General features: G+C 73.4%; 25 protein-coding genes. 13 read left to right on the top strand and 12 right to left on the bottom strand.

The window, feature by feature from the left end; all coding sequences use genetic code 11:
* Positions 1-17: 17 nt before the first annotated feature.
* Entirely contained in the window at positions 18-680 is a 663-nt protein-coding gene (locus IG63_RS0101460; protein WP_030482606.1) for a LuxR C-terminal-related transcriptional regulator, read from the bottom strand.
* 136 nt (positions 681-816) lie between these two features.
* Here IG63_RS0101460 and IG63_RS0101455 point away from each other — a divergent pair, with 136 nt between their 5' ends.
* Positions 817-2,031 carry an endonuclease/exonuclease/phosphatase family protein gene (locus IG63_RS0101455; RefSeq protein WP_030482605.1) on the top strand — a complete coding sequence of 405 codons (1,215 nt, stop codon included), beginning with the start codon at positions 817-819 and terminating at the stop codon, positions 2,029-2,031.
* Positions 2,032-2,101: 70 nt separating this feature from the next.
* Here the strand turns inward: IG63_RS0101455 and mce are convergent, their stop codons facing one another.
* The gene (gene mce / locus IG63_RS0101450) at positions 2,102-2,551 is read right to left on the bottom strand and encodes a methylmalonyl-CoA epimerase (RefSeq protein ID WP_030482604.1); all 450 of its coding nucleotides are present in this window, start codon (positions 2,549-2,551) and stop codon (positions 2,102-2,104) included.
* Positions 2,552-2,678: 127 nt separating this feature from the next.
* On the opposite strand from mce, the gene IG63_RS0101445 reads away from it, so the two are divergent.
* From IG63_RS0101445 to IG63_RS0101430, 4 genes are all read left to right on the top strand, one after another.
* Positions 2,679-3,869 carry an acetyl-CoA C-acetyltransferase gene (locus tag IG63_RS0101445; protein ID WP_030482603.1) on the top strand — a complete coding sequence of 397 codons (1,191 nt, stop codon included), beginning with the start codon at positions 2,679-2,681 and terminating at the stop codon, positions 3,867-3,869.
* Positions 3,866-4,897: a methylmalonyl Co-A mutase-associated GTPase MeaB gene (gene meaB, locus IG63_RS0101440; RefSeq protein WP_036194265.1), complete on the top strand. Its 1,032-nt coding sequence runs from the start codon at positions 3,866-3,868 to the stop codon at positions 4,895-4,897. Before IG63_RS0101445 ends, meaB begins: the two co-directional genes overlap by 4 nt.
* 110 nt (positions 4,898-5,007) lie before the next feature.
* Entirely contained in the window at positions 5,008-5,187 is a 180-nt protein-coding gene (locus tag IG63_RS22480; protein ID WP_157209975.1) for a hypothetical protein, read from the top strand.
* Between the two features lie 13 nt (positions 5,188-5,200).
* Positions 5,201-5,740 (top strand): PH domain-containing protein, encoded by a 540-nt coding sequence (locus IG63_RS0101430; RefSeq protein ID WP_030482601.1) that lies wholly within the window; start codon positions 5,201-5,203, stop codon positions 5,738-5,740.
* A 7-nt stretch (positions 5,741-5,747) separates the two neighbouring features.
* On the opposite strand, the gene IG63_RS0101425 is transcribed toward IG63_RS0101430, so the two are convergent.
* From IG63_RS0101425 to IG63_RS0101405, 5 genes are read right to left on the bottom strand one after another with little or no spacing between them, the layout of a single operon-like run.
* Positions 5,748-7,382: a phospho-sugar mutase gene (locus tag IG63_RS0101425; protein WP_030482600.1), complete on the bottom strand. Its 1,635-nt coding sequence runs from the start codon at positions 7,380-7,382 to the stop codon at positions 5,748-5,750.
* A 21-nt stretch (positions 7,383-7,403) separates the two neighbouring features.
* Positions 7,404-8,273, bottom strand: coding sequence for an LLM class F420-dependent oxidoreductase (locus IG63_RS0101420; RefSeq protein WP_084596479.1), 870 nt, complete (start codon positions 8,271-8,273; stop codon positions 7,404-7,406).
* A 28-nt stretch (positions 8,274-8,301) separates the two neighbouring features.
* A complete protein-coding gene (gene tpx, locus IG63_RS0101415; RefSeq protein WP_030482598.1) occupies positions 8,302-8,796 on the bottom strand; it encodes a thiol peroxidase in 495 nt (164 codons plus the stop codon).
* Between the two features lie 24 nt (positions 8,797-8,820).
* Positions 8,821-9,657 carry a crotonase/enoyl-CoA hydratase family protein gene (locus IG63_RS0101410; RefSeq protein ID WP_051706023.1) on the bottom strand — a complete coding sequence of 279 codons (837 nt, stop codon included), beginning with the start codon at positions 9,655-9,657 and terminating at the stop codon, positions 8,821-8,823.
* 25 nt (positions 9,658-9,682) lie between these two features.
* The gene (locus IG63_RS0101405; protein ID WP_030482596.1) at positions 9,683-10,663 is read right to left on the bottom strand and encodes an aldo/keto reductase; all 981 of its coding nucleotides are present in this window, start codon (positions 10,661-10,663) and stop codon (positions 9,683-9,685) included.
* Between the two features lie 47 nt (positions 10,664-10,710).
* On the opposite strand from IG63_RS0101405, the gene IG63_RS0101400 reads away from it, so the two are divergent.
* Complete coding sequence (locus IG63_RS0101400) at positions 10,711-10,935, top strand: hypothetical protein (protein WP_030482595.1); 225 nt, start codon at positions 10,711-10,713, stop codon at positions 10,933-10,935.
* Positions 10,936-11,298: 363 nt separating this feature from the next.
* On the opposite strand, the gene IG63_RS0101395 is transcribed toward IG63_RS0101400, so the two are convergent.
* Genes IG63_RS0101395 through IG63_RS0101385 form a run of 3 tightly spaced genes read right to left on the bottom strand, consistent with a single transcriptional unit; the run spans position 11,299 to position 13,222 of the window.
* Entirely contained in the window at positions 11,299-11,922 is a 624-nt protein-coding gene (locus IG63_RS0101395; RefSeq protein ID WP_030482594.1) for a class I SAM-dependent methyltransferase, read from the bottom strand.
* Positions 11,923-11,948: 26 nt separating this feature from the next.
* Positions 11,949-12,749 (bottom strand): purine-nucleoside phosphorylase, encoded by an 801-nt coding sequence (locus IG63_RS0101390; protein WP_030482593.1) that lies wholly within the window; start codon positions 12,747-12,749, stop codon positions 11,949-11,951.
* 17 nt (positions 12,750-12,766) lie between these two features.
* Entirely contained in the window at positions 12,767-13,222 is a 456-nt protein-coding gene (locus IG63_RS0101385) for a gamma-glutamylcyclotransferase family protein (RefSeq protein WP_030482592.1), read from the bottom strand.
* Positions 13,223-13,289: 67 nt separating this feature from the next.
* On the opposite strand from IG63_RS0101385, the gene IG63_RS0101380 reads away from it, so the two are divergent.
* The 3 genes from IG63_RS0101380 to IG63_RS0101370 all read left to right on the top strand — a co-directional run bounded on the left by IG63_RS0101380 (position 13,290) and on the right by IG63_RS0101370 (position 16,542).
* Entirely contained in the window at positions 13,290-14,711 is a 1,422-nt protein-coding gene (locus IG63_RS0101380; RefSeq protein ID WP_245604242.1) for an NAD(P)H-quinone dehydrogenase, read from the top strand.
* A 124-nt stretch (positions 14,712-14,835) separates the two neighbouring features.
* A complete protein-coding gene (locus IG63_RS0101375) occupies positions 14,836-16,032 on the top strand; it encodes a SpoIID/LytB domain-containing protein (protein ID WP_030482590.1) in 1,197 nt (398 codons plus the stop codon).
* Positions 16,033-16,059: 27 nt separating this feature from the next.
* Positions 16,060-16,542, top strand: coding sequence for a nucleoside deaminase (locus IG63_RS0101370; RefSeq protein ID WP_030482589.1), 483 nt, complete (start codon positions 16,060-16,062; stop codon positions 16,540-16,542).
* Here IG63_RS0101370 and IG63_RS0101365 read toward each other — a convergent pair.
* Positions 16,539-17,384 carry a helix-turn-helix domain-containing protein gene (locus IG63_RS0101365; protein WP_030482588.1) on the bottom strand — a complete coding sequence of 282 codons (846 nt, stop codon included), beginning with the start codon at positions 17,382-17,384 and terminating at the stop codon, positions 16,539-16,541. The two genes, IG63_RS0101370 and IG63_RS0101365, sit on opposite strands and share 4 nt — an antisense overlap.
* 26 nt (positions 17,385-17,410) lie before the next feature.
* Between IG63_RS0101365 and IG63_RS0101360 the strand changes: the two genes are divergently transcribed.
* The 4 genes from IG63_RS0101360 to IG63_RS0101345 all read left to right on the top strand — a co-directional run bounded on the left by IG63_RS0101360 (position 17,411) and on the right by IG63_RS0101345 (position 25,148).
* Positions 17,411-17,782, top strand: a complete 372-nt coding sequence (locus IG63_RS0101360; RefSeq protein ID WP_030482587.1) for a VOC family protein — start codon at positions 17,411-17,413, stop codon at positions 17,780-17,782.
* A gap of 39 nt (positions 17,783-17,821) precedes the next feature.
* The gene (locus IG63_RS0101355; RefSeq protein ID WP_030482586.1) at positions 17,822-18,475 is read left to right on the top strand and encodes a TetR/AcrR family transcriptional regulator; all 654 of its coding nucleotides are present in this window, start codon (positions 17,822-17,824) and stop codon (positions 18,473-18,475) included.
* A 63-nt stretch (positions 18,476-18,538) separates the two neighbouring features.
* A complete protein-coding gene (locus tag IG63_RS0101350; RefSeq protein WP_051706022.1) occupies positions 18,539-24,136 on the top strand; it encodes an ATP-binding protein in 5,598 nt (1,865 codons plus the stop codon).
* A 64-nt stretch (positions 24,137-24,200) separates the two neighbouring features.
* On the top strand, positions 24,201-25,148 hold the full coding sequence (locus IG63_RS0101345; RefSeq protein WP_030482584.1) for a class II glutamine amidotransferase: 948 nt from the start codon (positions 24,201-24,203) through the stop codon (positions 25,146-25,148).
* Between the two features lie 6 nt (positions 25,149-25,154).
* Here the strand turns inward: IG63_RS0101345 and IG63_RS0101340 are convergent, their stop codons facing one another.
* Positions 25,155-26,069, bottom strand: a complete 915-nt coding sequence (locus IG63_RS0101340; RefSeq protein ID WP_211249162.1) for an alpha/beta hydrolase fold domain-containing protein — start codon at positions 26,067-26,069, stop codon at positions 25,155-25,157.
* Between the last annotated feature and the right edge of the window lie 10 nt (positions 26,070-26,079).

Raw genomic sequence — 26,079 nt, 5'->3', positions numbered from 1 at the left:
GAGCGGAACCCGGCGCGTCAGTGCCGGGCGGAGTCGTGCAGTGCGTCCTGGCGGGCCGCGATGAGGGCGGCCTGGGTGCGGCGGCTCACGCCGAGCTTGGCCAGCAGGCGCGTCACGTGGTTGCGCACGGTCTTCTCGGCGAGGAAGAGCGACTCGGCGATCTCGCGGTTGGAGAGTCCCTGGCCGATCAGGCCGAGGATGCGGCGCTCCTGCCTGGTCAGGTTGGCGATCGCGTCGCGCTCGGAGCGGTGACCGCCGGCCGCGTCGCCGGGCGCGGGGGCCGGGGAGGTCGTGGGCGCCTGGCCCGAGGCCACCTCGATGGCGCGCGCCACCTCCTCGCCGCTCACGTCCTTGCCGAGGGTCGCGCTGGCGCCGTAGCGCACCGCCAGCTCGCGATCCTCCACGCGGCGCGAGAGCACCAGCACCCGGGTGCCGGGCGCGCCGGTGCGCAGCCGCCACAGCTCGCGCAGCAGCGGCTGCTCGTGGGAGCGGACGCCGACCAGCGTGACGTCGGGCCGCAGGTCCTGCACCCGCCGGGTGCCGTCCTCGAAGTCGCCGCAGTCACCGACCACCTCGATGCGAGGGTGATCGGCCAGCGAGAGCCGCGCACCCAGCCGGAAGATGTCGTGGCTGTCGATGAGGAAGGTGCGCGTGGTGCCCGAGGTACCCCGCGTTGGCATGGGACGAGTATGCCGGGCCGGGCGAGGATCCGTCGGCGTTGGCCGATACTGGGTGGTCCTGTGGTGGTCCAGGGACTTATGTCCCGTCTGTACCTAATAACAAGACTGCCCGTTTCACCCGATTTAGCGTTCGCACGTGCTCGAGAAGTTCGTCGTCACGCTGACCGTGTCCAGCGTCGCCCTCACCGTCGGTACGACGTACGCCTGGGCCGTCGGCGCCTTCGACCCCGTGGAGGCCGACTTCGGCACCGTCGCCGAGCGCGTGGTGGAGGCCCCCGAGGCCGCGGGGGCCGCCGACGCACCGGCCGGCTACGGCACCTTCCGCTCCCAGCCCCGTGTCGAGCCCACCGAGCAGCCGACGCGCAAGCCCGCCCGCGCCGGCCAGTCGCCCGCGCCCTGGCAGCCGGTGCCCCTGCAGGCGCCCACGCGCGCGCCGCTCCCGCTGCTGGCCGGCGCCGCCACGAGCGGTGCCGCCTCGACCGCCCCCCAGGCGACCGGCATGACCGCGGCGCCCATGCCCGTGGCCGAGCCGGGCGCGACCACGGCGCCCGCCCCGGCACCGGCTCCGACCGATCCCGGCACGACCACGCCTGGCCCGGTCGCCGACGGCGGTGGCGACTTCACCGTCGCCTCGCTCAACGTGCTCGGCCACGACCACACCAAGCCGGGGGGCAACAAGCCCGGCTGGGCCAGCAGCTACAAGCGGATGGCCGCAGCCAAGCGGGTGATGAACGGTCACGGCGTCGACGTCGTCGGGCTGCAGGAGTTCGAGCCCCCGCAGCGGCGCGAGTTCCAGCGCCTCTCACCCGGGTGGGCCCAGTACCCCGGCATCAAGGCCCCGCCGCGCTCCGGCGCCGACGCGGTGGCGTGGAACACCGCGGTCTGGAAGGTGCGCGAGCAGCACCTGATCGTCATCCCCTACTTCCACGGCGAGCGCAAGAAGATGCCCTACGTCCTGCTCGAGCACCGCGCCACGGGCAAGAAGCTGTGGGTCTCCAGCTTCCACAACCCCGCCGACGCCCGGGGACCGGCGCAGAAGTGGCGCGACCAGGCCACCGACCGCCAGGTCCGGCTCTTCAACCGCCTCGAGGCCACCGGCCACCCGCAGGTCGTCACCGGCGACATGAACGAGTACAAGACCTACTTCTGCCGCGTCACCTCCCGTACGCCGCTCAAGGCGGCCGCGGGCGGCTCGCGCGGCGGCACCTGCAAGCCCCCGAAGAACGCCCGTATCGACTGGATCTTCGGCAGCCCCTCGCTCACCTTCAGCGACTACCAGCAGGACCGCGGCGCCGCGATGCGCTTCGCCACCGACCACCCGCTCGTGGTCACCGACGCCACCTTCGGCTAGCGAGCCCGCCGACCCGCCCCAGATGTACGCCGACCCGCCTGAGATGCCGACATCTGAGGCGGATGGGCGGTCAGCGGGCGGGTTCGACCAGCTCGACGAGCACGCCGCCGGCGTCCTTGGGGTGCACGAAGTTGACGCGGGAGCCGGCAGTGCCGCGCTTGGGGGCGTCGTACAGCAGCCGGAGGCCGCGCTCGCGCAGCACGGCGCTGACCTGCTCGACATCGTCGACGCGGTAGGCGAGCTGCTGCAGCCCGGGACCGCTGCGGTCGAGGAACTTCGCGATCGTGGAGGTCTCGTCGAGCGGCGCCAGCAGCTGGATGCACGACCCGGAGTCGCCGACGCCGACCATCGCCTCGCGGACGCCCTGCTCCTCGTTGGTCTCCTCGTGCAGCACGACCATGCCGAACTTCTCGGTGTACGTCGCGATCGCCGCGTCGAGGTCGGGCACGGCGACGCCGACGTGGTCGATCGCGGTGAAGAGGTGCTGGGGCAGCTGCGTGGACGGGCCGGTCTCGCTCATGCGCCGAGTGTGGTCGCCGGGGCCCACCCCCTCAACCACGTGTGACGTGCGCGACACCCTGCCGTGCCGCTGCGAACGAGCGTTAACCTCGCTCACGTAGCCCGCAGCCGCGTCACAGGAGGCCCCCATGTCCGGATCCGTCATCGTCGCCGGTGCCCGCACCCCGATCGGCCGGCTGCTGGGGGGCCTGAAGTCGCTCTCGGCCGCCGAGCTCGGCGGGATCGCCATCAAGGGCGCCCTCGAGAAGGCCGGCGTGAGCCCCGAGCAGGTCGACTACCTGATCATGGGCCAGGTCATCCAGGCCGGCGCCGGGCAGAACCCCGCGCGCACCGCCGGCCTCGCCGCCGGGCTGCCCCCGGCCGTGCCCTCGACCACGATCAACAAGGTGTGCCTCTCGGGCCTCAACGCCATCGCGACGGCCGACCAGCTGATCCGCGCCGGTGAGTTCGACGTCGTCGTGGCCGGCGGCATGGAGTCGATGACCAACGCCCCGCACCTGCTGCCCAAGTCGCGCGAGGGCTTCAAGTACGGCGACACCTCGCTGGTCGACTCGATGGCCTACGACGCGCTCTTCGACCAGGCCACCCAGCAGGCGATGGGCGGGCTCACCGAGCAGTGCAACAGCGACGGGCTCGGCCTCTCCCGCGAGGAGCAGGACGAGTTCGCGGCGCAGTCGCACCAGAAGGCCGCCGCGGCGTGGAAGAACGGCCTCTTCGACGACGAGGTCGTCAAGGTCGAGATCCCGCAGCGCCGCGGCGACGCGCTGGTCGTCGACACCGACGAGGGCGTCCGCGGCGACACCACCGCCGAGTCGCTGGGGAAGCTGCGCGCCGCCTTCGCCAAGGACGGCACCATCACCGCCGGCTCCGCCTCCCAGATCTCCGACGGCGCCTGCGCCGTGGTCGTGATGAGCAAGGCCAAGGCCGAGGAGCTCGGGCTGTCGTGGATCGCCGAGATCGGTGCCCACGGCCAGGTCGCCGGGCCCGACTCCACGCTGCAGCTGCAGCCCGCCAACGCCACCGCCAAGGCGCTGCAGAAGGAGGGGATCGGCGTCGACGACGTCGACCTCGTGGAGTTCAACGAGGCCTTCGCCGCCGTCGGCATCGCCTCGGCCCGCGAGCTCGGCCTCCCCGACGACAAGGTCAACGTCAACGGCGGCGCCATCGCCCTCGGCCACCCGGTCGGCATGTCGGGCGCCCGGGTCGTGCTCCACCTCGCGCTCGAGCTCGGGCGACGCGGCGGCGGGATCGGCGTGGCCGCGCTGTGCGGTGGCGGCGGCCAGGGCGACGCGCTCGTGGTGAAGGTGCCGAGCAGCTGAGCGGACGCCAGAGCAGGCCACCGGGTCGCCGCTCGGGCGGCGACGTCCCCACCCTCGTCGGCCGCGCCCGGGAGGGCGACCCCCGGGCGGTGGCCCGGCTGATCTCGCTGGTCGAGGACGCCTCGCCGCGGCTGCGCGAGGTGATGGCCGCGCTCGCGCCGTACGCCGCCTCGGCCGGCGACGGCGAGGGTGCCCAGGTCATCGGGCTGACCGGCCCTCCGGGCGTCGGCAAGTCGACCACCACCAACGCGATCGTCGGCGCGCTGCGCCGGCGCGGCAAGCGCGTCGGCGTGCTGGCCGTCGACCCCTCCTCGCCCTTCTCCGGCGGCGCGCTGCTGGGCGACCGGGTGCGGATGCAGGACCACGCGCTCGACCGCGACGTCTACATCCGCTCGATGGCCTCGCGGGGCCACCTCGGGGGGTTGTCGTGGGCGACGCCGCAGGCGCTCCGCGTGCTCGACGCGGCCGGGTGCGACGTCGTGCTGGTCGAGACCGTCGGTGTCGGGCAGAGCGAGGTCGAGGTGGCGGGCCTGGCCGACACCACGCTCGTGCTGCTCGCGCCCGGCATGGGCGACGGCGTCCAGGCCGCCAAGGCCGGCATCCTCGAGGTCGGCGACGTCTACGTGATCAACAAGTCCGACCGCGACGGCGCCGACCAGGTGCGCCGCGACCTGCGCTCGATGCTCGGCATGGCTGAGCGCCCGGCCGAGGCCTGGCGGCCGCCCATCGTCAAGACCGTCGCCAGCAAGGGGGAGGGGGTCGAGGAGCTCGTCGACGCCCTCGAGCAGCACTGGACCCACCTCGTCGACACCGGCGACCTGCAGCGCCGCCGCGTGCGGCGTACCCGTGACGAGATCGAGGCGATCGCGGTCACCGCGCTGCGCGAGCAGTGGCGTGGCGTGCACGAGCACGACGCGCTCGACGAGCTGGCCACGGAGGTCGTGGCGGGGCGCTCCGACCCGTACGCCGCCGCCGACGCGCTGCTCGAGCGCCTCGACGGCGTCGACACCACGCCCCAGGGCACCTAGGGCACCTAGGCGCACCGCAGCGCGCCTCTCGCGCCGAGGGGCCCGGAGTTGGTACAACGGTGGTGTCCCGCGCCCTCGGCGTGGCTTCCCCCGTGCAAGGAGCAAAAGCGATGACGGCAGTGATCAAGAAGGGCGTCGGGCTCGTCGTCGTCCTCTTCCTGCTCTGGTTCCTCTTCACCGACCCCAACGGCGCCGCTGGGATGGTCCGCGAGATCGGCACCGCGATCTGGGACCTGCTCTCCCGTCTCTTCGACGCGCTGAGCCGCTTCCTCAACGGCCTCTTCGCCTAGAGGCGGGGCCGCCGTGCTGCGGGCCCTCTGGCGCCACCTCACCGATCCCAACATCTCCGACCGTCTGCTCAAGGACGGCGTCGACGACGAGGTGATCGCCGACGTGGTGCTCAAGCACCCCGTCGTCTACGTCGTGCCCGCGCTGGTCTCGCTGCTCGGCCTGGCCGTGTGGCTGCTCTTCCTCGTCGTGCCGCTCGACGCCGCCTGGTTCCCCTTCCTCGCCGGCCTCGGGCTCGTCCTCGTCGGCGGCTACATGGCGCTCTCGCGCAACATCGACCGCTTCGTCATCACCAGCGACAAGGTCTTCCGCGTGCACGGCCTGCTCAACCGCCACGAGGCCTCGATGCCGCTGGGGCGCATCCTCGACATCACCGTCGACAAGCCGCTGTGGGGCCGGGTGCTCGGCTTCGGCCACTTCACCTTCGAGTCGGCCGCGCAGGAGCAGGGGCTGCGCGACATCCACTTCGTGCCACGCATCGACGAGCGCAACCTGACCATCCAGCGCGTCCAGCGCGACGCCGGCCTGCGCAGCAAGAAGGTCCAGCGGGGCTAGATTCCCGCTAGATCCCCGCGGCGGCCTTGAGGTCGGCCGCGATCGCGTCGAGACGTCCGGTGGCGGCGATGCGGGCGGCGTCGACCCCGCCCTGGCCGACGGGCACGACGACCTCGAGGTAGCACTTCAGCTTGGGCTCGGTGCCCGAGGGGCGTACGACGACGCGCGCGTCTCCTCCCGCGAGGCCCGTGAGCACGAGCCGCAGCCCGTTGGTCGGCGGCAGCGACGTCGAGCCGTGGGCGAGGTCGTCGACGCGCTCGACGGCCAGCCCGCCGAGGGAGCGCGGCGGCTCGGAGCGGAGCCGGTCGACCGCCGCGGGGATCGCGGCGAGGTCGCCCATCCGCACCGAGACCTGGTCGGTGGCGTGCAGGCCGTGCTCCAGGGCGAGCTCGTCGAGGAAGTCGCGCAGGGTCTTGCCGAAGGCCTTGGCGCGGGCGGCGACGTCGAGCACCACCAGCAGCGCCGAGACGCCGTCCTTGTCGGCCACGTGGCGCGGGTCGCAGCAGTAGCCCAGCGCCTCCTCGTAGCCGAAGGCGAGGTCGGGCACCCGGCCGATCCACTTGAAGCCGGTGAGCGTCTCGGCGTACAGCTGCTTGCGTGAGCGGGCGAGCTTCCCGAGCAGGGTGGAGGAGACGATCGTCGTGGCGTAGGTGCCCTCGCGCCGCAGCCGCAGCAGGTGGTCGGCGAGCAGCACCCCCACCTCGTCGCCGCTGAGCATGGCCCAGCCCTGCGGGCCCGGCACGGCGACGGCGCAGCGGTCGGCGTCGGGGTCGTTGGCCACCACGACGTCGGCGTCGACCTCGTCGGCCAGCGCCAGCGCCAGGTCCATCGCGCCCGGCTCCTCGGGGTTGGGGAAGGCGACGGTCGGGAAGTCGGGGTCGGGCTCGGCCTGCTCGGCCACGACGTGCGGCTCGGCGAAGCCCGCCTGCCGCATGGCGGCCACGACGACGTCGCGACCCACGCCGTGCAGCGGGGTGTAGACGACGCGCAGGTCGTGCGTGCCGCCGCCGGTCAGCCGCGCCACCGAGCGCAGGTAGCGCCGCAGCACGTCGTCGTCGAGCACCTCGACGTGCTCCTGCGACCGCGGCACCGAGGCGACCGTGCCGACCGCGGCGATGTGGGCGGCGATGCCGGCGTCGGCCGGCGGCACGATCTGGCTTCCGTCGCCCAGGTAGACCTTGTAGCCGTTGTCCTGCGGCGGGTTGTGGGAGGCGGTGACCATGACGCCCGCCGCGGCGCCCAGGTCCTTGATCGCGAAGGCCAGCACGGGGGTTGGCAGCGGTCGCGGGAGCAGCAGCGCCGCCAGGCCGGCGCCCGACATCACCTCGGCGGTGTCGTGGGCGAAGACCTCCGAGCCGTGCCGGGCGTCGTACCCGATGACGACCGGTCCCTCGGCGCCGCTCTCGCGCAGGTACGCCGCCAGCCCGGCGGCCGCGCGCAGCACCACGGCGCGGTTCATCCGGTGCGGGCCGGCGCCCATCGCCCCGCGCAGCCCCGCCGTGCCGAACTCCAGCGGCCCGGAGAAGCGGTCGGCGAGCTCGTCGGTGTCGCCCGCCTCGAGCAGCCGCTCCAGCTCGGCACGCGTCTCGGGGTCGGGGTCGTCGTCGATCCAGCTCCGGGCCTGCGAGATCAGGTCGCTCATGGGCCCGAGACTAGGTAAGGGTCAGCCGATCTGCTGCAGCCGGGGGAGCACCTCGGTGACGTAGCGCTCGGTGGCGCCGACGGGGTCGTCGTTGCCCGGGCCGACCCACACCTGGGTGAAGCCCATCTCGGCCCAGGTCTCCGCCTGGCGCAGGAAGCCGTCGACGTCAGCGAGCACGTCGCGGGCCAGCACCGTGCGGCGTACCTCCGCCGGGTCGCGGCCCACGTCGGCGCAGTGCTGGTCGAGCACGGAGAGCTTGTGGCGCAGCTCGTCGTCGGGCACCGGGAAGAGGTTGCAGGAGTCGCCGTACTGCGCCACGAAGCGCAGCGTCTTGCGCTCCCCGCTGCCGCCGATCATCACCCGGGGGCCGCCCTCGCGCACCGGCGCGGGCCGGCAGATGGTCTCGGCGAGCTGGTAGTGGGTGCCCTCGTAGGGCCCCTCGTCGGGGCCGAACATCTGGGCGCAGATCTGCAGCGCCTCCTCGAGCCGCTCGAAGCGCTCCTTCATCGGCGGGTAGGGGACGCCGAGCCCGTGGTGCTCGCGGTCGTACCACGCCGCGCCGAGCCCCAGCATCGCCCGGCCGCGGCTGAGCACGTCGAGCGTGGCCACGATCTTGGCGAGCAGGCCGGGGTGGCGGTAGGTCACGCCGGTGACGAGCAGACCCAGCTCGATGCGCTGGGTCTGCCCGGCGAGGAAGCCCAGCGAGGTGTAGCCCTCGAGCATCGGCTCGGCTGGGCCGCCGAAGACCTCCATCTGGAACCAGTGGTCCATCATCGTGAGGGTCTCGACGCCGCCCTCGTCGGCGGTGCGGGCGACCTCCGCCAAGGTGGTCGCCATCTGCTCGGCCCCACCGGCCCAGCTCAGCTGCGAGACGTGCACGGCGAGTTCCACGGCGACTCCTTGGCTCGAGGTCTCCCAATCAGGCTAGCGAGGCGACCGCAGCGTCGTAGTCGGGCTCCTGCCCGATCTGCGGCACCAGCTCGCTGTGCAGCACGGTGCCGTCGCCGTCGACGACCACCACGGCGCGGGCGAGCAGGCCCTCGAACTTGGTGTCGGTCAGGCGGACGCCGTAGTCGTCGCCGAAGGAGGACCGGAAGGCCGAGCCGACCTTGACGCGGTCGAGGCCCTCGGCGGCGCAGAAGGCGGTCTGGGCGAAGGGCAGGTCGACCGACACGTTGAGCACGGTGGTGTCCTCAAGGCCGGCGGCGAGCTCGTTGAACTTCCGCACGCTGGCCTGGCAGACGCCGGTGCCGATGCTGGGGAAGATCGAGATCACCGCACGGCCGGGCAGGTCGCCCAGCGAGAACTCCTTGAGGTCGGTGTCGACCAGCGTGAAGTCGGGTGCCTTGGTGCCGACGGCGGGAAGCTCGCCGGAGGTCTGGGCGGGGTCGGGTCCGAGCGCAGTGGTGGCCATGCCGGCCAATCTAGTGACCGATGCTCAGCGGCGCGCGCGAGGTCCGTACTCCGGAGCCAGCCGGGCGTACGCCGCGCGCCGCGCGCGCTTGGTGTTCTCCGCCGCGAGGAGGAAGAGCTGCTCGGCGCGCTCGGCGGCGAAGGTACGCCGCAGCGAGGCGGTCCAGGTGCCGTCGAAGAGCCGCTTGGCCGCGGCCAGCGCGTCGGGGGAGCGGGTGGCGAGCTCCCGCGCGAGCGCCAGCGCGGCCTCCTGCGGGTCGTCGGCCAGCTCGGTGACCAGGCCCAGCCGGTGCGCCTCGGCGCCGCTGACCCGCCGGGCCGACATGGTGAGCAGCTTGGCGGTGTCGATGCCGACGAGCTGCTTGAGGCTGGCGACGCCGCTCATGTCGGGGATCAGCCCCCAGCGACCCTCCAGCACCGACCACTCCGAGTCGGCGCTGGCGACCCGGAAGTCGGCCGCGAGCGCGATCTGCAGCCCTCCGCCGAGGCAGTGGCCCTCGACCGCCGCGATCACCGGCACGGGGAGTCGCCGCCAGGCCCAGCAGGCCTCCTGGAAGAGGTTGGTGCCGCGCCACGGCAGCGGCACGAAGGCACGCGCCACGCCGCCGGGTGACTTCATCACGGTCGCGAAGTCGAGACCGGCGCAGAAGGAGCTGCCCTCGCCGCTGATCACCACCGCCCGCAGGGTGCGGTCACGGCGCAGCCGGTGGGCGACGTCGACCAGCTCCTGCAGGGTCTGCAGCGTGAGCGCGTTGAGCTTGTCGGGCCGGGTCAGCCGCACCCGCGCGATCGCGTCGTCGCCGACCTCGCACGCCACCAGCTCGCCGTCGGCGCGCCACCCCGTCACCTGCTCGCTCGTCATGCTCGCACCGTAGTCCGGGCCGCGCTCAGGCGTCGATGTGGCTCATGTCGCCGTAGCGCTCGCCCTGCACCGCGCCGCGCGGCACGGCCTCCTCCAGGCGGGCGAGGTCGGCGGCGGTCAGCTCGACGTCGGTGGCCGCGACGTTCTCCTCCAGGTAGCGCACCCGCTTGGTGCCCGGGATGGGCACCACGTCCTCGCCCTGGGCCAGCACCCAGGCGAGCGCGAGCTGGCCCGGGGTGCAGCCCTTGTCGGCCGCGACCTCCCGGACGCGGGCCACCAGCTGGAGGTTGGCGTCGAGCGCCTCGCCCTGGAAGCGGGGGAAGTACGCCGTGCCGCGGCTGTCGCCCTCGGCCGGCGGCGCGGTGATGGTGCCGGTCAGCAGGCCGCGCCCGAGCGGGGAGTAGGGCACCAGGCCGATGCCGAGCTCGCGGATCACCGGGAGGATCTCGTCCTCGAGGTCGCGGGTGAAGAGCGAGTACTCCGTCTGCAGCGCGGTGATCGGGTGGGTCGCGTGCGCCCGGCGCACCGTCGCGGCGCTGGCCTCGGAGAGCCCGAGGTGGCGCACCTTGCCCGCCTCGACCAGCTCGGCCATCGCGCCGACGGTCTCCTCGATCGGCACCGTGGGGTCGACGCGGTGCTGGTAGTAGAGGTCGATGTGGTCGACGCCGAGCCGCTCCAGCGAGGCGTCGCAGGCGCGGCGCACGTAGTCCGGCGAGCCGTCGATGCCGAGCCGGGCGCCGTCCTCGCCCCGGACGTTGCCGAACTTCGTGGCCAGCACCACCTCGTCCCGCCGGTCGGCGATCGCGCGGCCGACCAGGCGCTCGTTGGTGAAGGGGCCGTACATGTCGGCGGTGTCGAGGAAGGTCACGCCGAGGTCGAGCGCGCGGTGGATGGTCTCGATGCCGCCCTGCTCGTCAGGGGTGCCATAGAACTCCGACATCCCCATGCAGCCGAGACCGAGGCTGGAGACGGGGAGGTCGCCGAGGGTGCGTGTCCGGATCGTCATGCGTCCAGTCTGCGTCGGCGACGAAAGCGCGGGGTACGAGCGCCGTCGTGAACACCGAGCGCGAGCCAGCCGCCGAGACCGACACCGACCCCGAGCCGGACCCCGAGCAGGTCGAGGCCGAGCGCGCCGAGCGCCTCGACCCCGACAACCGCCCCGACGCCGCCGAGGTCGACAACACCCAGCGCGACTTCGACGTCGAGGCCGGCCTCTTCACCGACTCCGAGGACTACGACGAGTCCGAGAAGCCCTACGCCGAGCCCGAGGACGACTAGCCAGCCCGACCCCCGGCGACCCCCGCCGGTCGAGCCTGTCGAGACCTCGCCGGGTCTGCCGGTCGAGCTGGTCGAGACCTCACCGGGTCTCGAGACAGGCGCTGCGCGCCTTCCTCGACCACCCGGGCTCCGGCCTGGTGGTCGAGCTCTTTCGAGACCGGGTCTGGGGATGCGACATTTGGCCTGGGTGGTCGAGGAGGTTGCGCAGCAACCGTCTCGAGACCCCCGTACGCCGCCCGCTCACCGGGTCTCGAGACAGGCGCTGCGCGCCTTCCTCGACCACCCGGAGCCGGGGCCTGATGGTCGAGCTTGTCGAGACCGGGTCCGGACCGCGCTGCACGCCTTCCTCGACCACCCGGGGGACTAGCCCCGGCGTACGGCGTGGAGGCGCTCGACGGTGCCGGCCTTGAGGCGCTCGGCCTCCACGACCTCGAAGCCGGCGGCCTCGACCAGGGGGCGCTGGCGGCGGGTGAAGTGCTCGCCGGCGGTGCGGCGGGTGACCTGCTCGACGAGCCACTGGCCCCAGCGCAGCGGCGCCCAGGTGCTGCCGACGTGGTCGAGCAGCAGCAGCCGGCCACCGGGCACGAGCACGCGGTGCATCTCGGCCAGGGCGCGGGCGGGGTCGGGGATGCTGCAGAGCGCGAGCGCGCACAGCACGGTGTCGAACGACGCGTCGGCGTACGGCAGCTGGGCGGCGTCGCCCTCGCGCAGGTCGACGGTGAGGCCGAGCTCGGCGGCGCGGCGACGGGCCTGCGCCAGCATCTCCGGGCTCAGGTCGAGGCCGGAGACCTGCACCCCGGCGGGGTAGTGCTCCAGGCTGCGGCCGGTGCCCGGCGCCACCTCCAGCACCCGGCCCTGCGCCCGGGCGCCGAGCCACTCGCGGCCGCCGGCGAACCAGATCCGCTCGAAGAGCCTGATCTGCCGGTCGTACGCCGGCGCGGCGGCGTCCCAGACCTCGCGCTGGCGGGCGGTGGGGTCGTCGGACACCGCTCCAGTGTGGACCAGGGTCGGACCTACAGGCGCGGGACGACGGCGCCGAGCAGCTCGCCCATGCGGGTCGCCGAGGCGCGACCGGCCTCGAGGACCTCCTGGTGGTCCAGCGGCTGGCCGGAGATGCCGGCGGCGAGGTTGGTGACCAGGCTCAGGCCCAGCACCTCCAGGCCCGACTCCCGGGCCGCGATGGCCTCCAGCGTGGTGCTCATCCCGACCAGGGTGCCGCCGATGGCGCGGACCATCGCGATCTCGGCGGGGGTCTCGTAGTGGGGTCCGCGGAACTGCACGTAGACGCCCTCGTCGAGGCTCGGGTCGACCTCCTGGCACAGCGCGCGCAACCGCGGGCTGTAGAGGTCGGTGAGGTCGACGAAGTTGGCGCCCTCGATCGGGGAGGTCGCCGTGAGGTTGACGTGGTCGCTGATGAGCACGGCCGTGCCGGGCGTCCAGCGCTCGTCGAGACCGCCGCAGCCGTTGGTGAGCACCACGGTGCCGCAGCCCGCGGCGGCGGCCGTGCGGACGCCGTGGCAGACCGCGCGCACGCCGAGGCCCTCGTAGAGGTGGGTGCGGCCCAGGAAGACCAGCAGCCGACGGTCGCCGGCCCGCACCGAGCGGATCCTGCCGGCGTGGCCCTCGACGGCGGGCGGGGCGAAGCCGGGGAGGTCGGTGGTCGCGACCTCGGCCACGGTCTCGCCGAGGGCGTCGACGGCCGGGAGCCAGCCCGAGCCCATGACCAGGGCGACGTCGTGCTGCGCGACCCCCGTCTGCTCGGCGAGGGCGGCGGCCGCCTCCGTGGCGGCCTCGGACCAGGTCTGCTCAGTCACCCGAGGACCCTACGGGCTCAGCCGCCGAAGTTGGAGCGGCAGGGCCGCGAGCGCAGCGCCGTCACGTAGTCGGCCGGGGCGTCGGCGGCCTCGGCGGCGTCGGCCAGCAGCCCGAGGGAGGTGGCCGAGGGCAGGCCGCCCTCGTAGGCGTCGAGGGTGTAGGCCCAGGCGACCACCTCGGAGTCGAGCAGCGAGACGCGCACCTTGACCTTGCGGAAGAGGCCGGTGTCGGCCGACTCCCAGGCGTCGAGGGCGGCGATGTCGTCGTCGGTCACGTCGTAGACGCTGACGAAGACCTGCTCGAAGGGGTCCTGCACGATCGTGGCCAGCGCGCCGTCCCAGCCGAGGTCCTCGCCGCCGAAGGTGAGCCGCCAGCCGCTGAGCCAGCCGGTGCCGCGCAGGGGGGAGTGGGGACAGCGCTCACCCATGCGGGCGGGGTCGAGGTTGCTCCCGTAGGCGGCGTACAGGGTCACGGCGCACAGGTTAGGGCCCGTCGGGTGGCGCTGCCGAGACGCCCTGCGCATCGGACACAATGGCGCGGTGACGACAGCAGACTTCGGGCAGGCGCGACGCATCGCGATCGTCGGCGGGGGACCCGGCGGCTACGAGGCCGCGCTGGTGGCCGCACAGCTCGGCGCCCAGGTCACCGTGGTCGACAGCGACGGGCTGGGCGGCTCGGCCGTGGTCACCGACTGCGTGCCCAGCAAGACCCTCATCGCCACCGCCGAGCTGATGACCGAGCTGGGCGACGCCCCCGAGCTCGGCGTGGAGTTCAAGGACCACGAGGGCGACCCCGCCCACGAGGTCGCCGTCGACCTGGCCAAGGTCAACGCGCGGGTGATGCGGCTCGCGGCCGACCAGTCGGCCGACATCGGACGCCGCCTCGAGCGCGAGGGCGTGCAGGTGCTGCGCGGCACCGGCCGGCTCGAGGGGCCCGACGCGGTCGTGGTCGACCTCGCCGAGGGCGGCCAGGAGCGGCTCGAGGCCGACGCGGTGCTGATCGCGACGGGCGCCGCCCCGCGCACGCTGCCGACCGCCGAGCCCGACGGCGAGCGGATCCTGACCTGGGAGCAGGTCTACGACCTGACCGAGACCCCCGAGCACCTGATCGTGGTCGGCTCGGGCGTGACCGGCGCGGAGTTCGCCTCGGCCTACACCTCGCTCGGGGTCGAGGTCACGCTCGTCTCCTCGCGCGACCGGGTGCTGCCGGGCGAGGACGCCGACGCCGCCGAGGTGCTCGAGCAGGTGCTGACCCGCCGCGGCATGCACGTGCTTGGCAAGTCGCGGATGCAGTCGGTCGAGCGCTCCGGCGACGGCGTGGTGGTCACGCTCACCGACGGCCGCACCGTCGAGGGCTCCCACTGCCTGCTGGCGCTGGGCTCGGTGCCCAAGACCTCCGGCCTCGGGCTCGAGGAGGCCGGGGTGCAGCTCGACGACGGCGGCTTCGTGCGCGTCGACCGGGTCTCGCGCACCAGCGCCCGCAGCGTGTACGCCGCCGGCGACTGCACCGGGGTGCTCATGCTCGCGAGCGTCGCCGCGATGCAGGGCCGGATCGCGATGTGGCACGCGCTGGGCGACGCGGTGCACCCGCTCGACCTCGGGCAGGTCGCCTCCAACGTCTTCACCGCCCCCGAGATCGCCACCGTGGGCGTCTCGCAGCAGGACGTCGACAGCGAGGAGGTGCCGGCCGAGGTCGTGATGCTCCCGCTCGCGGGCAACCCGCGCGCCAAGATGCAGGGCGTGCGCGACGGCTTCGTCAAGCTCGTCGCCCGCCGCGGCACCGGCGTGGTCATCGGTGGCGTCGTGGTGGGCCCGCGGGCCAGCGAGCTGATCCACCCCATCGCCATCGCGGTGACCGAGTCGCTGACCGTCGACCAGGTCGCCAACATCTTCACCGTCTACCCCTCGATGAGCGGCTCCATCGCGGAGGCGGCCCGCCGGCTGCACGCCCGGCCCTCGTGAAATTCACGCTGTTAATTCCACGCGTGTAATTCACGGCAATTGCGGAAATGCCCTTCCCGCATTTCTGAAAATCGACATAATCGACTTCTGTTAACTCTGATCACATGAGTCACGGGAGTCTCGGATGCACCTGCGTCGTGCCGTCGTCACGTCGGCCGTCCTGTCCACCGCGCTCGCCGGCGCCCTCGCGGTCGCCGTCGCGCCGCCCGCCTCGGCCGAGCGGGTCTCGCAGTCCTTCACCCTGCCGGCCGACGGCGAGGTGACCGTGACCGGCCGCGGCTACGGCCACGGCCACGGCATGTCGCAGTACGGCGCGCGCGGCGCGGCCCGCCAGGGCCTGGACCACCAGCAGATCCTGGGCTTCTACTACCCGGGCACCGAGGCCGGCAAGGCCACGGGTGGCATCCGCGTGCGGATCACAGCCGACACCGACGGCGACACCCGCGCCCCCGCGCAGTCGGGCCTGCACCTGCGCCGCGGCTCCGACGCGCGGCTCCTCCCCGCGCGTCTCGGGGGCGAGCGCGTCTCGGTCTGGCGGATGCGCACCTCGGGCGACCGCGTCCTGGTGGCGGGGTACGCCGGCGGCAGCTGGCGCTCCTTCGCCCGCGTGCCCAAGGCCGGCGCCTTCGTCCGCTCGGGCGGCGCCCCCGTCACGCTGCGCCTGCCCAGCGGCGACCGCACCTACCGCGGCGTGCTGCGCCACGACGCGCGCATGACGATCAACGTGGTCTCGCTCGACGACCTGGTGCGCGGCGTCGTCGCCAGCGAGATGCCCGCGTCGTGGGAGCCCGCCGCGGTGCGCGCCCAGGCCGTGGCCGCCCGCACCTACGCCGCCTTCGACCGTGCCGCCAACAAGTCGCGGGCCTGGCACACCTGCGACACCACCGCCTGCCAGGTCTACGGCGGGGTGGGCGCGGAGGAGCCGCGCGGCAACGCCGCGGTCGACGCGACCTCGCGGCAGGTGCGCACCTTCGACGGCGCGCCCGCCTTCACCCAGTTCTCCTCCAGCAACGGCGGCTGGTCCAGCCAGGGCAGCCGGTCGTACCTGGCCGCCCAGGCCGACCCGTACGACGACGAGAAGGTCTCGGGCAACCCCAACAGCGTGTGGCGGGTGACGCTGACCCGCAAGCGGCTGCAGGCGGCCTACCCGAGCGCGGGCCGCGTGCAGCGGCTCGTGGTCACCGAGCGCGACGGCAACGGCTCCTGGAAGGGACGCGTCGAGGAGCTCAAGGTCGTGGGCAGCAAGCGCACCGTCACGGTGAGCGGCAACGCCTTCCGCAGCAGCTTCGGGCTGCGGTCGAGCTGGTTCCGCTTCTCCTGACGCGCGGGCCGGTGGTCTGATGACGCCATGGCGCTCGACGAGACCGACCTGACCCACCTGCGGCGCTGCGTCGAGCTCGCGCGCGAGGCGCTCGACGACGGCGACGAGCCCTTCGGGTCGCTGCTCGTCGACGCCGAGGGCGTGGTGCGCCTCGAGGACCGCAACCGGGTCAAGGACGGCGACCAGACCCGCCACCCCGAGCTCGAGATCGCCCGCTGGGCGCCCGCCCACCTCACGCCCGAGGAGCGCGCCGCGGCCACCGTCTACACCTCCGGCGAGCACTGCCCGATGTGCGCCGCCGCGCACGCCTGGGTCGGCCTCGGCCGGGTGGTGTACGCCGCCTCGACCGCGCAGCTCGTCGCCTGGCGGGCCGAGTGGGGCGCCTCGGCCTCGCCCGTGCTCCCCCTGGCCATCGGCGAGGTCGCCCCGGGCGTCCCCGTCGACGGACCGGCCCCCGAGCTCGAGGCCGAGATCCGCGAGCTGCACCGCCGGAGCCTGCAGGCTCCCTAGCGGCGTCGGTCGCGGTAGCGGGTCGGGCTCTCCCCGACGAGCCGGGTGAAGTCGCGGGTGAAGTGCGCCTGGTCGAACCACCCGTGGGCGGCGGCCAGGTCGGCGAGCGAGCCGGCGTACCCCTCGTCGAGGGCGGTGACGACGTCGTGCATCCGGTAGCGCGCGAGCACCCACTTGGGGCCGACGCCGACGTACTCCGCGAAGAGGCGCTGCAGCCGGCGCCGCCCGAGGCCGCAGGCCTGCTCGACCTGGTCGACGCGCAGCAGCGAGCGGTCGCGCAGCATCGTGGCGACGACGTCGAGCACCACCTGGTGCTCGGGGTCCGGCTCGCCGGCGAGCGCCGCCAGGGCGGCGTCGAGCCGCTCGGCCTGCGCGTCGTCGTCGCCGTCGGGACCGAGCCGCTCGAGCTCGGCCACGACGTCGCCGGGCAGCACGTCGGCCGCCGCCACGGTGCGGTCGCGCAGGGTGTCGGCGCGCACGCCGACCAGCGCCCGCAGCCCGCCGGGGCGGAGCTTGGCGCCGAGCACCCAGCCGCTGCCGCGCACCTCGGTGTCGAAGCGGCGGGTGACCACGCCGGTGACCACGGCGCCCTCACCCAGCCCGGCCCGGTCGACGCCGCGCTCGACGGTCACGTTGCAGGCGGGGTGGGGGAGCACCGAGCTCACGTGCACCAGGTCCGGCGGCAGCGCCCAGCGCAGCCCCCACAGGTTCTCCACCCACGGCTCGAGCGCGGGGGAGACCGGCCAGCGGCGCAGCGCGACGTACCGGGCGAGCTCCTCGGGCCGCAGCACCCCCGCCGTGGTGGCGGTGGGCGGCGCTGACGCGTTTGTCCAAGACCCCACGTCGGGGATCGTAGGAGCCTGGCGCCATGACCGCTCCCGCACGCTTCGCCATGCTCTCCCTCGACTGCGCCGACTCCCGGGCCAGCGCCGCCTTCTGGTCGGCGATGCTCGGCTGGGAGGTCGCCGTGGTGGAGGACGAGTACGCCATGCTCACCGGCCCCGACCACGCGCTCGGCTTCGGCACGGTGCCCGACTACGAGCCGCCGGCCTGGCCCAACGAGCGCGGCAGCAAGCAGTTCCACCTCGACCTCGCGGTCGACGACATGGAGGCCGCCGAGGCCCGCGCGCTCGAGCTCGGCGCGAGGCTCGCCGACCCGCAGCCCGGCGAGACCTGGCGGGTGCTGCTCGACCCGTCGGGTCACCCCTTCTGCCTGACGCGCGCGGAGAACTGGGGCTGACGTCCCACACGTGAGGCTAGTCTCACGTACTCTGGCCGGGTGACCACGCAGGCCAACGACCCCGGGGAGTTCCGCCCGCGGCGTCGCCCCGCCCAGGAGCGCAGTCGGCGCCGCTTCGACGACATCCTGCGGGCCGCGCGGGCGCTGCTGGTCGAGGTGGGCTTCGAGGCCTTCACCGCCGAGCAGGTGGCGCTGCGCGCCGGCGTGCCGATCGGCTCGCTCTACCAGTTCTTCGGCAACAAGTACGCCATCATCTGCGAGCTCGACCGGCTCGACACCGCCAACGTCGAGAAGGCGCTGGAGGACTTCGCCAACGAGATCCCCACGCTCGACTGGGCCCAGCTGCTGGAGAAGCTGCTCGACCACCTCGCGATGCTCTGGCGCACCGACCCGTCGCGCCGAGCGGTCTGGCTGGCGATGCAGGCCACACCGCCCACCCGTGCCATCGCCGCCGAGCACGAGCGCCAGCTGGCCTCGCGGGTCACCCGCATCCTGGCCCCGCTCACCCCCGGCTCCAAGGTCGGCGACCGGCAGACGCTGGCCGAGGTGATCGTGCACGTCACCTACTCGATGCTCAACTTCTCCATCCGCGACGGCCAGTCGCACCCCGACGCCGTGGTCCAGCTCAAGCGGATGCTCACGCACTACCTGCTCGCCACCGAGGCCGAGGCCAAGCGCCGCCAGGCGAGCTGAGACACGCCAGGACCTGACGTTGTGACTGGCCCGTAACCCCGGAGTCGTGGGACGGTGGACTCAATGCGAGATCAGCCTCGCATTCTCAGCGGTCAACCTGAGGGGTTCTTCGTGTCTTTTCGTCGCATTGCGATCGTCAACAGGGGCGAGTCCGCCATGCGGCTGCTCCACGCCGTCCGCGAGCTCAACGCCACGACGGGTGACCCCGCCACCCGGCTGCAGACGGTGGCCCTGCACACCAGCGGCGAGGCCCACGCGATGTTCGTGCGCGAGGCCGACCTCGCCCACGACCTCGGGCCGGCGTCCGCGCGGCCGTACGTCGACCTCGCCGCCCTCGAGCGCGCCCTGCTCGCCACCGGCGCCGACGCGGTGTGGCCCGGCTGGGGCTTCGTGGCCGAGGACCCCGGCTTCGTCGACCTGTGCGACAAGCACGGCATCACCTTCATCGGCCCGAGCGCCGAGGCGATGCGCCGGCTCGGCGACAAGATCGGCTCCAAGCTGATCGCCGAGGAGGTCGGCGTGCCCGTCGCCCCGTGGAGCCGGGGCGCGGTCGACACGCTCGAGGCGGCGCTCGAGGCCGCCGAGGGCATCGGCTACCCGCTGATGCTCAAGGCCAGCGCCGGCGGCGGCGGCCGCGGCATCCGGATGGTCGCCTCGGCCGCCGACCTCGAGGACGCCTTCCAGCGCACCAGCGACGAGGCGCTGCGCGCCTTCGGCAACGGCACCGTCTTCCTCGAGCGCCTGGTCACCGGCGCCCGCCACGTCGAGGTGCAGCTGATCGCCGACAGCCACGGCACGGCGTGGGCGCTCGGCGTGCGCGACTGCTCGATCCAGCGCCGCAACCAGAAGGTCATCGAGGAGTCGTCCTCCCCGCTGCTCAGCCCCGAGCAGGTCGAGGAGGTCAAGACCGCGGCCGAGCGGCTCGCCCTGGCGGTCGGCTACGTCGGCGCGGGCACCGTCGAGTTCCTCTACCACCCGGGCGAGGGCACCTTCGCCTTCCTCGAGGTCAACACCCGGCTGCAGGTCGAGCACTCGATCACCGAGCTCACCACCGGCGTCGACCTGGTCAAGGCCCAGATCCACGTTGCGCAGGGCGGCCGGCTCGAGGGGGAGCGGCCCGCCGAGAGCGGCCACGCCGTCGAGGCGCGGCTCAACGCCGAGGACCCCGACCGCGACTTCGCGCCGTCGCCTGGCCGCATCGAGCACCTCGACCTGCCCTCGGGCCCCGGCATCCGCGTCGACACCGGCGTCGCCGAGGGCGACACCATCCCGCCCGACTTCGACTCGATGATCGCCAAGGTCATCGCCTACGGCCGCACCCGCGAGGAGGCTCTCGCCCGCCTGCGCCGCGCGATGACCTCGACCACCGTGGTGATCGAGGGCGGCGCCTGCAACAAGAGCTTCGTGCTCGACCTGCTCGCCCAGCCCGAGGTCGTCTCCGGCGACCCGGCCTGGGCCGACACCGGCTGGATCGACCGCGTCCGCGCCGAGGGCCGCCTGGTCTCCGACGCCCACGCCGGCGTCGCCGTGGTCACGGCGGGCGTCGAGGCCTACCTCGACCGGGTGCGCCTGGAGACCGCTCGCCTCTTCGACACCGCGCGCGGCGGCCGCCCGTCGGCCTCCCACGAGGTCGGCCGCCCGGTCGAGCTCAAGCTGCGCGGCACGCCCTACCAGGTCTCGACCGTCAACACCGGTCCCGGCCGCTTCCGCGTCACCGTCGCCTCGGGCGAGACCACGCAGACCGTCGACGTGGTGCGCGAGCACGTCGACGACGTACGCCGCCGCCTCGTCGTCGGCGGCCGCCGCTACAGCATCGTCACCGCCACCCACGGCCCGACCACGCTGGTCGAGGTCGACGGCGTGGCCCACCGCGTCAGCCGCGACGAGGGCGGCGTGCTGCGCTCGCCCGCGCCGGCCCTGGTCGTGGCGACGCCCGTGCCCGTCGGCACCGAGGTCGAGGCGGGCGCCACCGTCGTGGTGCTCGAGTCGATGAAGATGGAGACGGCCCTGCACGCGCCGTACGCCGCGCGCGTCAAGGAGCTGCACGTCATCACAGGCAGCCAGGTCGAGACCGGCGCCGCGCTGATCAAGCTCGAGCCGCTCGACGACGTCGTCGAGGAGTCCTCCGACTCCGGCGCGACGCTCGACCTGCCGGCCGACGACACCGCCGCGGTCGACCCCGCCACCCTGCGCGCCCGCGCCCGCGACGCGCTCAGCGCCGTGGTGCTCGGCTACGACGTGCCGCCGGAGGACCAGGACGCCGCGCTGTCGGCGTACCTGGCCGTGCGCGACGCCAACGACGCCAACGACGCGTCGGTGCTGCGCGACGAGGTCTGCCTGCTGGAGACCTTCGCCGACCTCGCCGAGCTGACCCGCAACCGGCCGGTCGACGAGGACCGGCAGACCGAGCTGCGGGTGCACAGCTCCCGTGAGCACTTCCACACCTTCCTGCAGAGCCTCGACCTCGACCGCGGCGGCCTGCCCGCGCAGTTCCGCGACAAGCTGCAGCGCGTGCTGCGCCACTACGGCGTCGAGAAGGTCGACCGCACCCCCGAGCTGGAGGGTGCCGTCTTCCGGATCTTCCTGGCCCAGCAGCGCACCACCCCCGAGGTCGCGCTCGTCTCCGCGCTGCTCGGCTCGTGGAGCAACGAGCCCTCGCCCACCGGCGAGCTCGCCGCTCGCGCCCGTGAGGTGCTCGAGCGCCTCGGCCGGGTGCCGCAGGCGCGCTACCCCGCGGTGGGCGACCTGGCCCGCAGCGTGCGCTTCCGCTGGTTCGACCAGCCGGCCGTCGACGCCGACCGCTCCGAGGTCCTCCTCGGCGTGCGCGACGAGGTCGAGGCGCTGGCGGCCGTTGACGGTCGAGCCGGTCGAGACCAAGCCGACTACGCGCGTCGCATCGAGGCCCTCGCTGCGATCCCCGAGCAGACCGTCGGCTTCCTGTGCGACCGGCTCGCGCAGGGCCTCCCCGAGCGCGAGCCGATGCTCGAGGTGCTGGCGCGCCGCCACTACCGCGAGTACGCCCTGCACGACGTGCGCTCCTACGACGCCGGCCCCGACTCCGACCGTCCCGTGGTGGTCGCGGGCTACGCCCTCGACGAGCGGCCCACGCGGCTGGTCTCCTCGATCGGCACGGTCGACGAGCTGACCACCGGCTCCCCGCTGGTCACCACGGTGGCCGCCCACGTCGCCGAGCGCGACGACCGCGAGGACGCCGTCGTCGACCTCTACCTCTCCTGGCCCGAGGTGCCGTCGTCGGCCGACGAGGCGAGCGCGCAGCTGCGCGAGCGGCTGGCCGCGCTGCCGCTGGCCCACGACGTACGCCGCGTCTGCGTGGCCGTCTGCTCCGGCGGCGGCGACCGCAACGTCGGCTACTACGCCTTCCGCCCCAGTGCCGACGGTGGCGTCGTCGAGGACGACCTGACCCGCGGCGTGCACCCGATGGTCGGACGCCGCCTCGACCTGTGGCGGCTGCGCAACTTCGACATCACCCGCGTCGACGCGCCCGAGGACGTGCTGCTCTACGACTGCGTCGCCCGGGAGAACCCCTCCGACCGGCGCCTCGTGGCGCTGGCGCAGGTGCGGCAGATGTCCGTCGTCCGCGACGAGCAGGGCACCATCACCTCGCTGCCGCACGCCGAGCGCGCGGTGGAGAACTGCCTCGAGGCGATCCGCCGCGAGCGGGTGGCGCGCGGCGCCGCCGGCGCCAAGCTCGACATGAACCACGTGTGGGTCACCGTGTGGCCCGTCGTCGACCTCGACCTCGAGGCGCTCGACGCGCTCGGCACAAAGATCAGCCCGCTGACCGACGGCGCCGGCGTCGAGGAGGTCCTCGCGCAGGGCCGCCTGGCCAGCCCCGCCGGCGAGCCGGTGCCGGTGGCGGTGCGCTTCAGCGCCCAGCCCGGGTCGGGCGTCTCCAGCACCGTCGAGGAGCCGCCAACCGAGCTGCTCAAGCCGCTCGACGACTACGCCTCCAAGGTGGTCCGGTCGCGTCGCCGCGGCCTGGTCTACCCCTACGAGCTCAGCGGCGTGCTCGCCGGCCCCGGCGGCTCGCTGGTCGAGCACGACCTCGACGACACCGGCCGGCTGGTGCCGGTCGACCGGCCCTTCGGCCTCAACAAGGCCGGCATCCTGGCCGCCGTCGTCTCCACCCCGACGCCGCTCTACCCCGAGGGCGTCACCCGCGTCGTGCTCTGCGGCGACCCGACCAAGTCGCTCGGGTCGGTCGCCGAGCAGGAGTGCCTGCGCGTCATCGCCGCGCTCGACCTGGCCGAGCAGATGCAGGTGCCGGTCGAGTGGTTCGCCCTCTCCGCGGGCGCCCGCATCTCGATGGACTCCGGCACGGAGAACATGGACTGGGTGGCCAAGGCGCTGCGCCGGATCGTGGAGTTCACCCAGGACGGCGGCGAGATCAACGTCGTGGTCGCCGGCATCAACGTCGGCGCCCAGCCGTACTGGAATGCCGAGGCCACGATGCTGATGCACACCAAGGGCATCCTCGTGATGACGCCGGAGAGCGCGATGGTGCTCACCGGCAAGCAGTCGCTCGACTTCTCCGGCGGCGTCTCGGCCGAGGACAACTACGGCATCGGCGGCTACGACCGCGTCATGGGCCCCAACGGCCAGGCGCAGTACTGGGCGCCCGACCTCGCCGGCGCCTTCGGCGTGCTGATGGCGCACTACGAGCACACCTACGTGGTGCCGGGGGAGCGCGGCCCGCGCCGGGCGGCGTCCACCGACCCGGTCGACCGCGACATCTCGTCGTACCCGCACGCGATCGAGGGCAGCGACTTCCAGACCGTCGGCGAGATCTTCTCGCCCCAGTCGAACCCCGACCGCAAGAAGGCCTTCGACATCCGCACGGTGATGCGTGCCGTCGCCGACCAGGACCACAGCGTCCTGGAGCGGTGGGCCGGCATGGCCGACGCCGACACCGCCGTGGTGCAGGACGCTCACGTGGGCGGCTACCCGGTGTGCCTGCTGGGCATCGAGAGCAAGTCCGTCCGTCGCTCCGGCTTCCCGCCCACCGACGGCCCCGACACCTACACCGCGGGCACGCTCTTTCCGAAGTCGTCGAAGAAGGCGGCCCGGGCGATCAACGCCGCCAGCGGCAACCGGCCGCTGGTCGTGCTCGCGAACCTCTCGGGCTTCGACGGCTCCCCGGAGTCGATGCGCAACCTGCAGCTGGAGTACGGCGCCGAGATCGGCCGCGCGATCGTCAACTTCCGCGGCCCGATCGTCTTCACCGTGATCTCCCGCTACCACGGTGGCGCGTTCGTGGTCTTCTCCAAGGCGCTGAACCCCAACATGACGGTGCTCGCCGTCGAGGGCTCTTTCGCCTCGGTGATCGGCGGCGCCCCCGCCGCGGCCGTCGTCTTCACCGGCGAGGTCGACAAGCGCACCGCCGCCTCGCCCGCGATGAAGGAGCTCGACGAGCGGATCGGCAACGCCCGCGGCGCCGAGCGCATCGGCCTGCTGGTCGAGCGCGCGCAGCTGCGCACCGCGATCCGCGCGGAGAAGATCAGCGAGGTCGCCGCGGAGTTCGACGGCATCCACGACATCCACCGTGCCGTCGAGGTCGGCTCGGTCGACGCCGTGATCCCCGCGGCCCGGCTGCGTCCCGAGATCATCGAGGCGATCGAGAGGCACGGCGCCGGGTCCTGACGGGGGCGCACGCCGTAGCCTGCAGGGGCTTCGTGATCTCGGGGCTGTCGACCAGGGAGACCCCATGTGCCGCGTGCTCGCCTACATCGGGCCGGAGCTCCCGCTGGAGAACCTCCTGCTCAACCCGCCCAACAGCCTGGTCAACCAGACGCTCGACCCTGAGCTGCACCCCGAGCTGCAGCTGGCGGGCTGGGGCTTCGCGGGCTGGAGCGAGCACCTGCTCAAGCCCGAGGTGCCCTTCCTCTACCGCCGCCCCATGGCCGCCTTCTACGACGACAACGTCGAGGGGATCGTGCCGAGCCTGCAGGTGAGCACGATGCTGGCCCACGTGCGCGCCGCGGCGTACAACGCCGGCGCCGTGCTGGCCGACGAGAACTGCCACCCCTACTCCTACAAGGGCACGCCCTGGATCGTCGCGCAGAACGGCGACCTCCCGCACTGGAAGGTCCTGCAGCGCGAGCTGCTGCAGCACTGCAAGGACGACTACCTCGAGCAGATGGCCGGCACCACCGACACGGAGTTCCTCTACGTGCTGCTGCTCTCGCTGCTGGAGGGCGTCAGCAACGACGACGTGCAGCGGGCCTTCGAGCAGATGCTGCGTCTGATCGTGAAGGCGATGCAGGACCTCGACCTCGCCGGGCTCGCCAAGCTCAAGATGGCGCTGGTCTCGCCCAATCGGATCGTCGGCGTCAACTGCGGCACCGGCTACCAGGGCGAGACCGACCCGGCGGGGGACTGGCGCGAGCTGCGCAAGGCCGAGCCGGGCTCCGACGACCTGGCGCTCGGCATGCTGCTCGAGCCGATGTACCTGCTGATGGGCCGCAACTTCGACAAGGACGACGCGACCTACGACTTCGAGGAGTGCGACGAGGAGCAGGCGACCGCGGCGATCTTCGCCTCCGAGCCGCTGACCGAGGCCGACGACTGGTCGATGCTGGAGTTCGGCCAGATCGTCTTCCTGGAGAAGTCGGGCGACCAGATCACCAAGGACGTGCGCACCCTGGAGGTGTGAGGCTCCTCAGGTGAGCGCGCCGCGCAGTGCGCCGATCATCTCGGCGCGGAAGTGGCGCACCACCTCCGTACGCCGCAGCGCGTCGAAGCCGTGGAAGGCGCCCGGCACGACGAGCGTGTGCGCCTCGACCCCCGCCGCCCGCAGCCGCGCGGCGTACGCGAGGTCCTCGTCGTGGAAGAGGTCGAGCGTGCCGACGCCGAGCCACGCCGACGGCAGCCCGCTGAGGTCGGCGGCGCGCGCGGGCACGGCGTACTCCGGCACGTCGGGGGAGCCAGCCTCGACGCCGAGGTAGGCCGACCAGCCGATGTGGTTGGAGGCGTTGCTCCACACGCGTCGGTGCTCCGGGTCGGCGTCGGCGCGGGCCGCCGTACGGTCGTCGAGCATGGGGTAGACGAGCAGCTGCAGCGCGAGGGACGGACCGCCCCGGTCGCGCGCCACGAGCGCGGTCGCCGCCGCGAGCCCACCGCCCGCACTCGCCCCGGCGACCGCGACCCGCTCGGGGTCGACGTCGTCCTGCATCGCCAGCCACACCAGCGCGGCGTAGCAGTCCTCCACCGCTGCGGGGGCGGGATGCTCGGGCGCGAGCCGGTAGCGCACCAGCCCCACGACGACGCCGAGGTCGTCGGCGATCTCGCGCATCGACGCCTCGTCCTGGTGCGGCGTACCGATGACCAGGCCGCCGCCGTGCACCCACAGCACCGCCGGCGCCCGCTCGACCAGCGTGGTGGGGCGATAGACGCGCACCGACGCCGTCTCGCTGACCTCGTACTCGACGTACGCCGGATCGCCGCGCATCAGCCGCTCCGCCCGCCGGATCGGTCGCAACGTGTGGCGCGAGACGACTCCCGAGGGGAGCAGCCGGGACGCCAACCGCAGCTCGGGATGGAAGGCACCGGCCGCAAGTCGGGATCGCACGATCACGCCGACAGCA

It is taken from the genome of Nocardioides aequoreus (assembly GCF_000720335.1).
GTDB classification, from domain to species: domain Bacteria; phylum Actinomycetota; class Actinomycetes; order Propionibacteriales; family Nocardioidaceae; genus Marmoricola; species Marmoricola aequoreus.
This window is presented reverse-complemented; position numbering and strand designations above follow the sequence as displayed.